At 31.0% G+C, this 14,075-nt stretch carries 12 protein-coding genes; all 12 read left to right on the top strand.

The genetic code is table 11. The features are described 5' to 3' along the window. Positions 1-151 precede the first annotated feature (151 nt). The 12 genes from ACQPUW_RS09960 (at position 152) to gpmI (ending at position 13,999) form a co-directional block, all read left to right on the top strand. Positions 152-1,570 carry a VanW family protein gene (locus ACQPUW_RS09960; RefSeq protein WP_430837341.1) on the top strand — a complete coding sequence of 473 codons (1,419 nt, stop codon included), beginning with the start codon at positions 152-154 and terminating at the stop codon, positions 1,568-1,570. Positions 1,571-1,727: 157 nt separating this feature from the next. Further along, positions 1,728-2,567 (top strand): Cof-type HAD-IIB family hydrolase, encoded by an 840-nt coding sequence (locus ACQPUW_RS09955; RefSeq protein WP_430837340.1) that lies wholly within the window; start codon positions 1,728-1,730, stop codon positions 2,565-2,567. A 49-nt stretch (positions 2,568-2,616) separates the two neighbouring features. After that, positions 2,617-3,630, top strand: coding sequence for a spore photoproduct lyase (gene splB, locus ACQPUW_RS09950; RefSeq protein WP_430837339.1), 1,014 nt, complete (start codon positions 2,617-2,619; stop codon positions 3,628-3,630). A 184-nt stretch (positions 3,631-3,814) separates the two neighbouring features. After that, on the top strand, positions 3,815-4,276 hold the full coding sequence (locus ACQPUW_RS09945) for a tRNA (cytidine(34)-2'-O)-methyltransferase (protein ID WP_204594866.1): 462 nt from the start codon (positions 3,815-3,817) through the stop codon (positions 4,274-4,276). A gap of 19 nt (positions 4,277-4,295) precedes the next feature. Further along, on the top strand, positions 4,296-5,138 hold the full coding sequence (locus tag ACQPUW_RS09940; RefSeq protein ID WP_430837338.1) for a DegV family protein: 843 nt from the start codon (positions 4,296-4,298) through the stop codon (positions 5,136-5,138). A gap of 115 nt (positions 5,139-5,253) precedes the next feature. Then, complete coding sequence (locus tag ACQPUW_RS09935) at positions 5,254-6,315, top strand: BMP family lipoprotein (RefSeq protein WP_430837337.1); 1,062 nt, start codon at positions 5,254-5,256, stop codon at positions 6,313-6,315. A gap of 126 nt (positions 6,316-6,441) precedes the next feature. Beyond that, on the top strand, positions 6,442-7,821 hold the full coding sequence (rpoN, locus tag ACQPUW_RS09930; RefSeq protein ID WP_430837336.1) for an RNA polymerase factor sigma-54: 1,380 nt from the start codon (positions 6,442-6,444) through the stop codon (positions 7,819-7,821). 178 nt (positions 7,822-7,999) lie between these two features. Further along, positions 8,000-9,034, top strand: coding sequence for a sugar-binding transcriptional regulator (locus tag ACQPUW_RS09925; protein WP_430837335.1), 1,035 nt, complete (start codon positions 8,000-8,002; stop codon positions 9,032-9,034). Positions 9,035-9,100: 66 nt separating this feature from the next. Further along, positions 9,101-10,102, top strand: a complete 1,002-nt coding sequence (gap, locus tag ACQPUW_RS09920; RefSeq protein ID WP_430834687.1) for a type I glyceraldehyde-3-phosphate dehydrogenase — start codon at positions 9,101-9,103, stop codon at positions 10,100-10,102. 112 nt (positions 10,103-10,214) lie between these two features. Further along, on the top strand, positions 10,215-11,405 hold the full coding sequence (locus tag ACQPUW_RS09915) for a phosphoglycerate kinase (RefSeq protein ID WP_430837334.1): 1,191 nt from the start codon (positions 10,215-10,217) through the stop codon (positions 11,403-11,405). 125 nt (positions 11,406-11,530) lie between these two features. Next, entirely contained in the window at positions 11,531-12,277 is a 747-nt protein-coding gene (gene tpiA, locus ACQPUW_RS09910; RefSeq protein WP_430837333.1) for a triose-phosphate isomerase, read from the top strand. Between the two features lie 189 nt (positions 12,278-12,466). Then, a complete protein-coding gene (gene gpmI / locus ACQPUW_RS09905) occupies positions 12,467-13,999 on the top strand; it encodes a 2,3-bisphosphoglycerate-independent phosphoglycerate mutase (protein WP_430837332.1) in 1,533 nt (510 codons plus the stop codon). Positions 14,000-14,075 lie beyond the last annotated feature (76 nt).

Below are 14,075 nucleotides of genomic sequence, written 5' to 3'. Positions count from 1 at the left end.
GAGCCTTTTAAGACAACTTAAAAGACTCTATATTAATGTATTTATATAATATTATATAAATATATTATATTTTTAGTAATTATAATATATAATTACCTTATAACCAATTTATATATAAATTTAGAAATTATTACAAAAGGGAGGACGAAGGGTGAAGAGTCGAATGGAGAAGCGTGAGACGGGACACAAGAAAGATGGGAGTGACCCAAATAAAAGAAAGCATATAGTAATAGCAACTGTTGCAGTGGTTGCTATGATCGGTATAGGGACAGGTGCATATATTGCATCAATCAATAGTACAATAAATGAATGGAATAATAAAATTTATCCAAAAGTTATAGTTCAAGGTATCGATATTGGTGGAAAAAGCAAAGAAGAAGCTACTGAAGTACTTCAAAAGGAAGTTGCTAATAAAATAAATAATAAAGAAATTATTATAGATGTTAAGGATAAAGATAAAAAGTATGAAGCTAAATATTCAGAAATAGATCCTAAATATGATATTGAAAAAACTGTAAGTGAAGCATTTGACTATGGAAAGGATTTAAGTATTTTTAAAAAGAATTCATTAATAAAAAATAAAGATGGTACAAGCCATGATATTCAACTTAATTTTAGTTATAGTGATAATAAATTAACTGAATTAGAAGATAAGGTAATAAAGAAACTTAGCATAGCACCACAAAATGCTAAAATTAATATAAGTAATTCAGGAAATATTTCAATAACACCAGGGAAAGTAGGGTATGGAATAAATAAAGAGGACCTTAACAAAGAGCTTAAAGCTAAAATAAATGGTAATGTTGGTGAAGTAACAAAAGTAGAAGTAATGGATAAAGAAAATAAACCTAAAGTAACAGAATCGGAATTATCTAAGATAAATGGTGTTATGGGAGAATTTACTACTTCATTCCAATCATCAGATGCAAATAGAGCAACAAATATTGATGTATCAACTGAGTTTGTAGATGGAACACTTTTAATGCCAGGTGATGTATTTAGTTATAGTGATATTAGTCAAACTGATAAAAGTAGATATAAAGAAGGAAACGTTTATATAAATAATAAAGTGGAAAAAGATATTGGTGGTGGAATATGCCAAGTATCATCAACGCTTTATAGAGCTGTAATGAGAGCAAATATTAGAGCAACAGAAAGACATAATCACTCATTAACAGTTGGATATTCAAAACCAAGTCTTGATGCAACTGTAGCATGGGGATATTTAGATTATAAATTTAAAAATCCATATGATTTCCCAATTTATATTCAAGGTATTACTCATAATAAAAATGTTACATTTAAAGTTTATGGAGACGTTAAAGGTTTAGGTGGAAAGACTTATGACATGACAAATGAAGTTATAAAGACCATAAGTCCAACAGAAGAAATTATACAAGATCCAAGCTTGCCAAAGGGAACAAGGATTGTAGAATCATCTGGGCAAACTGGATATGTTTCAAAGGGATATCAAGTTACTTATGAAAATGGCAAAGTTATAAACAAAGAATTAGTTTCAACAGATAATTATGCTATGGTGCCTAAGAAGGTAAGAGTTGGAACAAAATAAGATTAAAAAAGTTAAATATAGCTTAATTAATTAAAAATATGTGGAAAAATTTGAATATTTCTCTTAGAATAATATATAAGAGAGATTATATAACAAAGCAAGTTATAATATTATAACTTGCTTTTTGTAGTATATAGTAGATGATGGAGATGAAAATATGAGTTATAAAATGGTATGTATAGATATGGATGGAACTTTGCTTGGAAAGAGAAAGTCTATTTCGGAAGAAAGCAGAAAAGTAATAAAAGAAGTTGCAAACAAAGGAGTTCAAGTGGTGATAACAACTGGAAGACTTTATAATAATGCAGCATACTATTCAGAACTTGTAGGTGCATCAGCGGCGGTTATAGCAGGTAATGGAGCCGTTGTTAGGGAAAAGAGAAGTAGTGAGATTATATTTAAAAGTAAAATTAATGAAAATACGTGTAAGAAGTTACTTGAAATAGCGGATAAATGTGGAGTGGTTTTGCATTTACATACAATAGATAAAATTATAACTAATAGTTATATTAGCAAATTAATAACTAGGATAGTGATTCCAGGAATGAAAAATAAAGACTTTTCAATAGGTGTGGAAACTATAAAGGGAGAGCAAAAGTGGAGTGAAGCATTAAATAAATATAAAGGTGAAATCACAAAATGTATAATGTTTTCTATTTTCCCAGAAAGAACAGAGATGTTTAGAAAGGAACTTGATAATATAGATGATATTGTATATTACAGTTCTGGGCATAGAAGTATAGAGATAAATGCACATGGAGTATCAAAAGGAAATGGGGTAAAGATTTTAGCAGAGCATTATGGAATTAAACGTGAAGAAATAATCTGCATAGGTGATAATGAAAATGATATATCAATGATTGAGTATGCAGGTCTTGGAATAGCTATGGGAAATGCAATTGATAAGCTTAAGGATAAGGCAAATTATATAACAGATACAAATGTAAATGATGGTGTAAGAAAAGCTCTTGAAAAATTTATATTAAATACAAGATAGAAGTATAAATACTTTAAATTTAAGAAAATACTACTTTAGAGGTGATTTTATGTTTAAGCCAGCTAAAGTTATTTTTGATGAAAAGTCATTAGAATATCCATTAGGAAAAAGATTGTTTTCTTATTTTAATAAGGGAGATACAGAAGTTATAGTAAATAAAGGTGGAAGGTTTATTGGTAAGAAGGCAGAAAATCCTATACAAAGCTTTATTTCAGGTAAAAGCTCTCTGGTTGTAGGCGTTAGAAAAATAACAGAGTTTCAAAGTTGTAAGCCATCAGCTAATTATCAATTACCTCTGATTAGTGGGTGTAGTGGTATGTGTGAATACTGTTATTTAAACACCCAATTAGGTAAAAGACCTTATACGAAAATTTATGTAAATGTTGATGAAATATTAGAGAAGGCATTAAATTATATTAATGAAAGAAAACCTAAAACTACAACTTTTGAAGGAGCAGCTACATCAGATCCAATTCCTACAGAAGAATATACAGGAGCAATGAAAACTGCAATAGAATTTTTTGGCTCAAATGAATATAGTTATTTTAGATTTGTAACAAAATTTTCAAATATAGATTCTTTAATAGGCGCAAAGCATAATGGAAGAACTACTATAAGATTTAGTTTAAATACAAATAAAATAATAAATGAATTTGAACGAGGTACTGATAGCTTTATAGAAAGAATTGAAGCTGCTAAGAAGCTATATGATGATGGATATAAAGTAGGATTTATCATAGCACCAGTATTTATATACGATAATTGGATGGATGAATATGAAAGGCTTATTAAGAGAATAGGAGAGAATTTTAATGATATTGATAAAAAGATTGAAATAGAAGTAATATCTCATAGATATACAGAGAGAGCTAGAAATCAAATTTTAAGTGTTTATCCTGAATCAAAACTTCCAATGGATAAAGAAAATAGAACTCTTAAGTACGGTCAATTTGGATATACAAAGTATGTTTATGATAAAGAGGAATTAGAAAGGATGAAAATGTTTTTTAAAGATAAAGTAAGTAAATATATTAAAAATTGTATAATAAAGTATATTATTTAATGATAAGTTTATTTGTTTTAAAATGTAAAAATAACAAATTAAGTATATATAAATTCTTTGACTAAAAAGAAGTGATGTAGTATTATTTCTATTATAGTCTAAAATAGAATAGGACTATGAAAGCGTAAGATGAATGTGAATTCATCTTCTTTTTTCTCGTATTCGATAATGGAAGGTGATTTTTTTGAATTTAAATATAGTTATGTATCAACCAGAGATACCACAAAATACAGGTAATATAGCAAGAACTTGCGTATTAACAGGAGCTAAGCTTCACTTAATAAAACCACTAGGTTTTGATATAAGCTCAAAGCAAGTAAAAAGAGCAGGTCTTGATTACTGGGATGAGTTAGAATTAGAAGTTCATGAAAGCTATGAAGATTTCATGAAAAAGTATGGAGATAATAAAATATATTTAGCAACAACCCATGGTGGAGAACATTATGATGAAATTGAATTTAAAGAAGGTGATTTCATTATGTTTGGAAGAGAGACATGTGGAGTTCCAGAAGATGTACACAATGCTCATGAAGGAATAAGAGTTCCAATGATTAAGACTAGCACAAGAAGTTTAAATCTTTCAAATACAGTTGCAATAATTGCTTATGAAGCATTAAGACAGTTTGGATTTCCTAATATGAAATAAAGCAAAGGGGAATGAGGGAATGGAAAAAATTAAGATTATAACAGATAGTACTGTAGATTTACCGAAGGAACTTTTAAGAGAATTAGACATAGAAGTATTACCAGTTCTTATAAATTTTGGAGAAGAAAGTTACTTAGATGGGATAGAAATAACTTTAGATGAAGTATTCAAAAGAATAGATGAAGGTGATGTTTTCCCAACAACAGCTCAAATTACTCCAAATAGATTTGTAGAAGTATATGAAAAATATATAAACCAAGGCTATAAAGTTTTAGCAGTTTTAATGTCATCAGGAATGAGTGGAACATATCAATCAGCATGTCTTGCAAAACAAATGCTAGAGACAGAAGATGTACAAGTTGTTGATTCTCAGACAATAACATCAGGACTTGGTTTACTTGTAATAAAAGCAGTTAAACTTAGAGATCAAGGCCTAAAAGTTGAAGAGATAGCTAAAGAGTTAGAGGAAATTAAGCCTTATTTAAGCAGTTCTTTAAGTTTTGATTCATTAGATAACTTAGTTAAAGGTGGAAGACTTCCAAAGGCAGTAAGTGTTGTAACAGGAATGCTTGGAATTAAGTTAGTACTTGAAGTTAAAGATGGGGTTATTGCCCTAAAAGGTAAGGTAAGAGGTAGTAAAAAGGCTGTTAAGAGAATTATAAATGATATGGAAGAATTAGTTCCAAGAAAAGATTTACCAGTAGTTATAGCAAACGTAAATCATGATGAGGTATGTAGTGGATTGAAAGAATATCTAGAAGAACACGATATTGATTACATAGAAGGACCAGTTGGTTGTTCTGTAGGAATACACTCAGGTGATAAAGCTCTTGGTGTATTCTTCGTAGGTGAAAAATTATAATTTGTTTTTATTATGTTATAAAGAAGTATCAAATTTTTGATACTTCTTTTATTTTGTATTAAAAAAAAGTAATTGGAAAAAATAAAATTGATAAATTTTATTGAGGTGAACTTATATGAATAAGCTAAAAAGAAATAAAGAAATTTCGATTTTATTGGTTTTATTAGTCTGTTTATACATATTAATGCTTACTGGGGGGTGTGTTGCAAAATTTAAAAAGTCTACATCAAGAAAGATACATATAGGACTTATAGCTCAAAATTTTAAGGATGCATCTTTTGGAGAGCTTGCAAAAAAGGGAATAGAAAAATCAAAAGAAGAAATGCAAATTATTCCAGAATATGTTGAGACTAAAGAGGATAAAGAAAAGATTGATGAAGGACTTAGAAAGCTTGCGGAAGATAGTGATATGACAGTTGCTATGGGAGTTGAAATGAAAACGGCTGTAGAAAAAGTCGCAAGAGAAAGAAGAGATAAAAGCTTTACTATTGTAGATGAAAAAGTTGAAGAGCCAAATGTGAAATCAGTTTTATTTAGACATCAAGAAGGTGCCTTTTTAATGGGAGTTGTAGCTGGAGATGAAACCAAAGCAAATAAAGTAGGCTTTATCGGAGGTATGAATAATGAAATAGGACTACAATTCTATAGTGGATATGCAGCTGGTCTTAAGACAGTTAATGAAAAAGCGGCTATGGGAATTATAGATGGAAGTAATGCAAGATTTATTCAAAGTTTCTCAGATGAAAAGAAAGCTTATGAGAATGCAATAGAACTTTATGATGAAGGGTGCGATATTATATTCCAAGCATGTGGTAAAGCAGGCTTTGGAGTGTTTAAAGCAGCAAAAGAAAGAGGTAAAAAGGTTATTGGAGTAGATACTGATCAAAGAGTTACTGTACCTGAGTATAAGGATCAAATAATATCTTCCATGATTAAAAGTGTGGATAAAGCAATATTTAATCTATGCGAAAATGTAAAAAATGGGGAGTTTAAAAGTGGAATTCAAAATATTCAAGAACTAGGAATTAAAGAAGAAATGATAGATTATGCTCCATCAACTAGCGAGGGTGTATCAGGAAGGACTATGGAGGATTTAAAAACATATAAAGAAAAAATAAAGACAGAAGAAATAAAAGTGCCAAAAATGATATTTGAAGTTATAGAGTTTAAAGCATAATATAATGCTTGGGATGGGGGGCAAAACCATTACAGTCTTATTTATTACTAAAAATTTCTATGATATAATTAATTGTAAAAAAGAATATGTGTATAAATAAACAGATGAGCGGGGATGGGTGATATTATGAAAATGGAGTATTCGATTAATCTAACTCAAGAACAGAAGTTAGTTATGACTCAAGAGATGCAAATGTCTATAAAAATGCTTCAAATGTCAGTAAATGATTTGCGTGAGTACATAGATAAAGAATATGAAGAAAATCCAATACTTGATATGAAAGATAATAATCAGGAAAAATCTTCTATTAGTGAGGATAAGGTCATGGATAAGTATGATTACAAAGAAATGATAAAATATTTCGAATTTGATAACTATGGAGCGCAAAGTTATGGATCATATGATGATGAGGAGGTATCTCCTTTTAATTTTATATCAGAAATGAAGTCGTTAAAGGAATATTTACATGAGCAATTAATGGAGTTATCAATAGATGAATATACCAAAGAAATTGGAGATTACATAGTAGAGAATTTAGATCATAGAGGTTATTTAGAATGTGACTTGAAGGATATTTGTGAGGAACTTAAAATTTCTTTAGATAAGGGTGAAGAGGTTTTAAAAATAGTACAAGATTTGGAACCTTATGGTATAGGGGCAAGAAATATAATAGAATGTTTACTTATACAATTAGATAAATTAGCCTTAGATGATGATATTATGGTTGAAATAGTAAAAAATCATTTAGAGGATATAGCAGAGAATAGATATGTACTACTAGGCAAAAAGTTAAGTATATCACCAAGAGAGGCACAAAGATATGGAGACGTTATAAAAAAGCTAGAGCCCAAACCATCAAGAGGATTTTATACTGGTGAAGAAGTTAAATTTATAATACCAGATGCAGCAATTAGAGAAATTGATGGAGAATTCATAATAATAATGAATGATAGTGTCATACCAAAATTATCCATAAATAAAACGTATAAGCAAGTTATTAATAACGATGATAACGCAAAGGCATCAGAATACGTTAAAGAGAAGCTTAATAAAGCATTGTTTTTAATTAAAAGTATTGAACAAAGAAGAAGTACTTTATATAGGGTTCTAGAAAAAATAATTGAAAGACAAAAGGAATATTTTAAAAAGGGATATAATTACCTAAAACCTATGACATTAAAAGAAATTGCAGAAGAGTTAGAAGTTCATGAGTCAACAGTAAGTAGAGCTATTAAAGATAAATATATAGCAACTGATAGAGGCACTGTAAAAATAAAAGATTTATTTAGAGTAGCTGTATCTTCAAGCAATGAAGATCTTGGAGTAATAAAAATAAAAAATACCATAAAAGAGATGATTGATTCAGAAGATAAGAAAAAACCACATTCTGACCAGTTTATATGTGATAAGTTAAAAGAAGATGGTATGAATATATCAAGGAGAACTGTGGCAAAATACAGAGAGGAACTTGGGATCAAATCTTCAAGTAAAAGAAAAAGATTATAATTGCAATGGATTACTGTAAATATAAGGTTTGAGAGTAGTTTCTAAACAAAAAAATAGGTATAAAAATCAAAAAAAATTAAATTTATACTTTAAAAATTAGTCAAGATAACTTATAATGTTCTTGTGGGACGAAAATAATAAGTGTGGGACGCTTTGTGACCAAAAGGAGTGTTGAAAGTTGCAGGAAATATTAAGATTGCAAAAGAAGATAGTTCCTGAACTTGTAGAGGTACTCGAGAAAAGGTACAATATACTAAGGACTATATTTTTAAATCAGCCCATAGGAAGAAGAGTTTTAGCAAATGAGCTTTCTTTAAGCGAAAGAGTTGTTAGAACAGAAGTAAGCTTTTTAAAAGGGCAAGGATTAATAGAGGTTAATACCCCTGGCATGAATGTAACTAAAAGTGGAGAAGAGATAGTTGATAAGCTAAGTGGATTTATTCATGAAGTTAGAGGCTTATCTGATATTGAAAAAGATATTAAAGAAAAGCTTTCTCTAAAAGATGTTTTAATAGTTCCAGGTGATGTAGATAGCAATTCGTCAATCCTTAAGGATATAGGTAAAGCTGCTTCAAATTATTTGAAAAAAATAATAAAAAGCAATTCAGTAATTGCCTTAACGGGAGGAAGTTCTGTTAAAGAAGTTGTTGAAGCTTTTGAAACCATTAGAAATATATCTAATGTATTGGTAGTTCCAGCAAGAGGTGGAATGGGAAGAAATGTAGAAGTACAAGGAAACACATTAGTAGCCTCCCTTGCAAAAAAAGTTAATGGAACTTACAAAATGCTTCATGTTCCTGAAAGTGTTAGTTTAGAAATTTTAAATTCTTTAAAAGAGGAAAAATCAATAAAAGAAGTTGTTGAAAGTATACATAATGCAGATATTTTTGTATACGGAGTAGGTAATGCTTTTGAGATGGCTCATAAAAGAGGACTTTCAGATGAAAGTATTTCTAAATTAGCAGAGCTTAAAGCTGTAGGAGAAGCATTTGGATGTTATTTTGATAAAGATTCAAAAGTGGTTTCAAATACAACCGCTATTGGAATAAATATTGATGAAGCCAGAAAAATTAACACGCATATTGTTGTGGCTGGTGGAAAAAATAAAGTAGAGTCAATTATTGTGACTCAAAGAAATAATGAAAATGGTGTATTAGTCACCGATGAAGCTACTGGGCGTGAAATCTTAAAAAGATTAAATGGTGCTAAGTAGAAAATTTTATTAATTTGTTTATAAAAAAAATTTTTATAAAAGCTATTTTTAGGAGGTATTTACAATATGGTAAATGTAGCAATTAACGGTTTTGGAAGAATAGGAAGATTAGCATTAAGATTAATGATCAACAACCCTGAATTTAATGTGGTTGCAATCAACGATTTAACAGATGCTAAAACATTAGCTCACTTATTCAAATACGATTCAGCACAAGGAAGATTCGATGGAGAAATCGAAGTTAAAGAAGGAGCTTTCGTAGTTAACGGAAAAGAAATTAAAGTAACTGCAGAAAGAGATCCTAAGAACTTACCATGGGGAGAATTAAATGTAGACATCGTTTTAGAATGTACTGGATTCTTCGCTTCAAAGGAAAAGGCTTCAGCTCATATAGAAGCAGGTGCTAAGAAAGTTGTTATATCAGCTCCAGCTGGAAACGACCTTCCAACAGTTGTATTCAACATAAACAACGAAATATTAAAAGCTAGCGATACAGTTATATCAGGTGCTTCATGTACTACAAACTGTTTAGCTCCAATGGCTAAAGTATTAAATGATCAATTTGGATTAAAAGAAGGATTCATGACTACAATCCACGCTTACACAAATGACCAAAATACATTAGATGCTCCACACGCAAAAGGAGATTTAAGAAGAGCAAGAGCTGCTGCTGCTTCAATCATCCCTAACTCAACTGGTGCTGCTAAAGCAATCGGATTAGTTATCCCAGAATTAGCTGGTAAGTTAGACGGAAACGCTCAAAGAGTTCCAGTAATAACTGGTTCATTAACTGAGTTAGTTTGTGTTCTTGATAAGAAGACTACAGTTGAAGAAATAAACGCTGCTATGAAAGCTGCTTCAAACGAATCATACGGATACACTGAAGATCCAATAGTATCATCAGACGTAATCGGAATAAGCTTCGGATCATTATTCGATGCAACTCAAACTAAGATCATGGAAGTTAACGGAGAACAATTAGTTAAAGTTGCTTCATGGTACGACAACGAAATGTCATACACTAACCAATTAATCAGAACTTTAGGATACTTCGCTAACTTAAAGTAATCTATTAATTAGATAGTAAATATAAAAAGTTTTATAAGTCTGGTTTTGTAGTATAAGGCTATAAGGCCAGACTATTTTAAAATATATATATAATTTATAAGAGGTGAAAGAGATGAACTTCAATAAAAAGACTATAGAAGATATAAATGTTAACGGTAAGAAAGTCTTAGTAAGATGTGACTTTAATGTTCCATTAAAAGATGGAGTTATAACTGATGAAAATAGATTAAACGGAGCTCTTCCAACTATCAAGTACTTAGTTGATAATGGAGCTAAAGTAATCCTTTGCTCACACATGGGTAAACCAAAGGGTGAAGCAAAGCCAGAATTATCATTAGCACCAGTTGCTAAAAGATTAAGCGAAATGCTTGGAAAAGAAGTAGTTTTTGCAGCTGACGATAATGTTGTTGGAGAAAATGCTAAAAAAGCTGTATCAGAAATGAAAGACGGAGACGTTGTTTTATTAGAAAACACTAGATACAGAAAAGAAGAAACTAAGAATGGAGAAGAATTCTCAAAAGAATTAGCTTCACTTGCTGAAATCTTCGTAAACGATGCTTTTGGAACAGCTCACAGAGCTCACTGTTCAACAGTTGGAGTTACTGATTTTATAGATACAGCAGTATGCGGATACTTAATCCAAAAAGAATTAAAGTTCTTAGGAAGCGCTGTAGAATCACCAGAAAGACCATTCGTTGCAATCTTAGGAGGAGCTAAAGTTTCAGATAAGATCGCTGTTATAAACAACCTTTTAGATAAAGTAGATACTTTAATAATCGGTGGAGGAATGGCTTACACATTCTTAAAGGCTCAAGGATACGAAATCGGAACTTCATTAGTTGAAGAAGATAGAGTTGATTACGCTAGAGAAATGATCGAAAAGGCTAAAGCTAAGGGAGTTAACTTCTTATTACCAGTAGATCATAGAGTAGCACCAGAATTTAAAGATATGGAAGCTACAATAACTGAAGATCAAAACATTCCTGCTGGAAACATGGGATTGGATATCGGACCAAAGACAGACGAATTATATGCAAATGCAGTTAAAGATGCTAAGACAGTTATCTGGAATGGACCAATGGGAGTATTCGAATTCGATAACTTCAATAAGGGAACTATTGCAGTAGCTAAAGCTATGGCAGAATCAAACGCAACTACTATAATCGGTGGTGGAGATTCAGCTGCAGCTGTAAACATCTTAGGATTCGGAGATAAGATGACTCATATCTCAACTGGTGGTGGAGCATCACTTGAATTCTTAGAAGGTAAAGTATTACCTGGTATAGATGCTTTAAATAGCTAGTTTATTAGCCTAAATAGTTTTTATAAATAAATATTAGCCACTCTATTAATAAGTTAAGAGAGTGGCTGATTTATCAGTATTTTTAAGAGTTTTAATAAACTCAATAATTTTAGAGGTGATTTTAAATGAGAAAAGCAATAATCGCAGGAAACTGGAAGATGCATAAAACTCCAGCTGAAGCTGTAGAATTTATAAATGAATTTAAACCATTAGTAAAGGATGCTACTTGTGAAGTAGTACTTTGCCCAACTTTTGTATGTTTAGATGCTGCTGTTAAAGCTGCTAAGGGATCAAACGTAAAGATCGCTGCACAAAACATGCACTTTGAAGAAAAGGGAGCTTTCACAGGAGAAGTTGCTCCAGGAATGCTTGAAGCTATGGGAGTTGATTACGTAGTAATTGGACATAGTGAAAGAAGAGAATACTTCAATGAAACTGATGAAACTTGCAACAAGAAAGTTAAAGCTGCTTTAGCACATAACATAACTCCTATTCTTTGCTGTGGAGAAACTTTAGAGCAAAGAGAATCAGGAAAATATGTAGAAGTTTTAGCTGGACAAATCAAAGCTGATTTAGAAGGATTAACTAAAGAGCAAGCAGAAGAAGTTGTTATAGCTTACGAACCAATCTGGGCTATTGGAACAGGAAAAACTGCTACATCAGAACAAGCTAACGAAACTATAGCTGCTATCAGAAACGTTGTAGCTGAAATGTTTGGAAAAGAAGTTGCTGATAAAGTAAGAATCCAATACGGTGGATCAGTTAAACCTGCAACTATTAAAGAACAAATGGCTCAATCAGACATCGATGGAGCTTTAGTTGGTGGAGCTAGCTTAGTAGCTTCAGACTTTGCTGCAATAGTTAACTACTAAGATTAAGTAATATTAATAGGTAGAATTAACATATAAGCAATAGTCATGATTGAATAATACTAATTCTTTCATACTATTGCTTTTTGTTGTTTAAGACGTTTTATTATAGTATAATATAAGTGGAAAAATGACATATAATAAGAAAAAATAAATCATTTTTAATATAGATATAAAATGGAGGTAATAGTTATGGCAAAGAAACCAGTAATGTTAATGATATTAGACGGATTTGGAATAGCAGAAGCTTCAGAAGGTAATGCTGTTTCATTAGCTAAAAAACCAAACTTTGATAAATTAATGAAGGAATATCCTCATTCAATGCTTGAAGCTTCAGGAATGGCAGTTGGTCTTCCAGAAGGACAAATGGGTAATTCAGAAGTAGGTCACTTAAATATAGGTGCAGGTAGAATAGTATACCAAGAACTTACTAGAATAACTAAAGCTATAGCTGATGGTGAATTCTTTAAGAACGAAGAGCTTTTAAAAGCTATAAAAAATGCTAAAGAAAATAATACAGCATTACACTTAATGGGATTATTATCAGATGGAGGAGTTCACTCACACATCAATCATTTAAAAGGACTTTTAGAATTTGCTAAAAAAGAAGGATTAACAGAAGTTTATGTTCATGCATTCATGGATGGTAGAGACGTTGCTCCTTCATCAGGTAAGGAATTCATAGAAAAGACTGAAGAAATGATGAAAGAAGTTGGAGTAGGAAAAATCGCTACAGTAAGTGGTAGATACTACGCAATGGATAGAGATAACAGATGGGAAAGAGTTGAACTTGCTTATAATGCAATAGTAAAGGGAACTGGTAATACAGCAACTAGTGCAGTAGAAGCTATACAAGAATCATATAATGATAAGAAGACTGATGAATTCGTAGTACCTACAGTAGTATTAGAAGATGGTCACCCAACTTCAACTGTTAAGAGTGGAGATTCAGTAGTATTCTTTAACTTTAGACCAGATAGAGCTAGAGAACTTACAAGAGCTTTAACTCAAAAAGACTTTGATGGATTTAATGCTGAAAAGTTAGATTTAACATTTGTTACAATGACTCAATATGATAAGACTTTCGAAGGTGTTATGATAGCATTTAAGCCTCAAACACTAGAAAATACTCTAGGAGAATTTGTTGCAGACAAGGGATTAAATCAATTAAGAATAGCTGAAACTGAAAAGTATGCTCACGTAACATTCTTCTTCAACGGTGGAGTTGAACAGCCAAATGAAAATGAAGATAGAGCATTAATTGCATCACCTAAAGTTGCAACTTACGACTTAAAGCCAGAAATGAGTGCGTATGAAGTAACTGAAGAATTACTAAATAGAATAGATAGTGATAAATATGATATGATCATATTAAACTATGCTAACCCAGATATGGTTGGTCATACAGGAGTAATTCCAGCAGCAGTTAAAGCAATAGAAACTGTTGATGAATGCTTAGGAAAAGTAGCTGATAAGATATTAGAAAAAGGTGGATCATTATTTGTAACTGCTGATCACGGAAATGCAGAAACAATGATAGACTTTAAGACTGGAACACCATTTACTGCTCACACAATTGATCCAGTACCATTTGTATGGGTAAGTAAGGATACAGAAGGTAAGACATTAGAAAATGGTAAGTTATCAGATATAGCACCAACTATGTTACAAGAAATGGGACTTGAAGCTCCATCAGAAATGACTGGACACTCATTAATAAAGTAATTAAATAAAATTATTTAAGAACTCGTATACTATATACGAGTTCTTTTTTTGTATATTTTTTTGAAAGTATTTTCAC

Origin of the sequence: Clostridium sardiniense (assembly GCF_050584765.1) — a bacterium.
Taxonomy (GTDB): domain Bacteria; phylum Bacillota; class Clostridia; order Clostridiales; family Clostridiaceae; genus Clostridium; species Clostridium sardiniense_A.
The sequence above is the reverse complement of the archived record's forward strand: the minus strand, read 5'-3'. Positions and strand labels throughout refer to the sequence as shown.

Excerpts from the sequence above, each read along its gene's own strand:
- ACQPUW_RS09955 (WP_430837340.1), top strand. The coding sequence starts at position 1,728 with ATGAGTTATAAAATGGTATGTATAGATATGGATGGAACTTTGCTTGGA.
- splB (WP_430837339.1), top strand. The coding sequence starts at position 2,617 with ATGTTTAAGCCAGCTAAAGTTATTTTTGATGAAAAGTCATTAGAATAT.
- ACQPUW_RS09940 (WP_430837338.1), top strand. The coding sequence starts at position 4,296 with ATGGAAAAAATTAAGATTATAACAGATAGTACTGTAGATTTACCGAAG.
- ACQPUW_RS09935 (WP_430837337.1), top strand. The coding sequence starts at position 5,254 with ATGAATAAGCTAAAAAGAAATAAAGAAATTTCGATTTTATTGGTTTTA.
- rpoN (WP_430837336.1), top strand. The coding sequence starts at position 6,442 with ATGAAAATGGAGTATTCGATTAATCTAACTCAAGAACAGAAGTTAGTT.
- gap (WP_430834687.1), top strand. The coding sequence starts at position 9,101 with ATGGTAAATGTAGCAATTAACGGTTTTGGAAGAATAGGAAGATTAGCA.
- ACQPUW_RS09915 (WP_430837334.1), top strand. The coding sequence starts at position 10,215 with ATGAACTTCAATAAAAAGACTATAGAAGATATAAATGTTAACGGTAAG.
- tpiA (WP_430837333.1), top strand. The coding sequence starts at position 11,531 with ATGAGAAAAGCAATAATCGCAGGAAACTGGAAGATGCATAAAACTCCA.
- gpmI (WP_430837332.1), top strand. The coding sequence starts at position 12,467 with ATGGCAAAGAAACCAGTAATGTTAATGATATTAGACGGATTTGGAATA.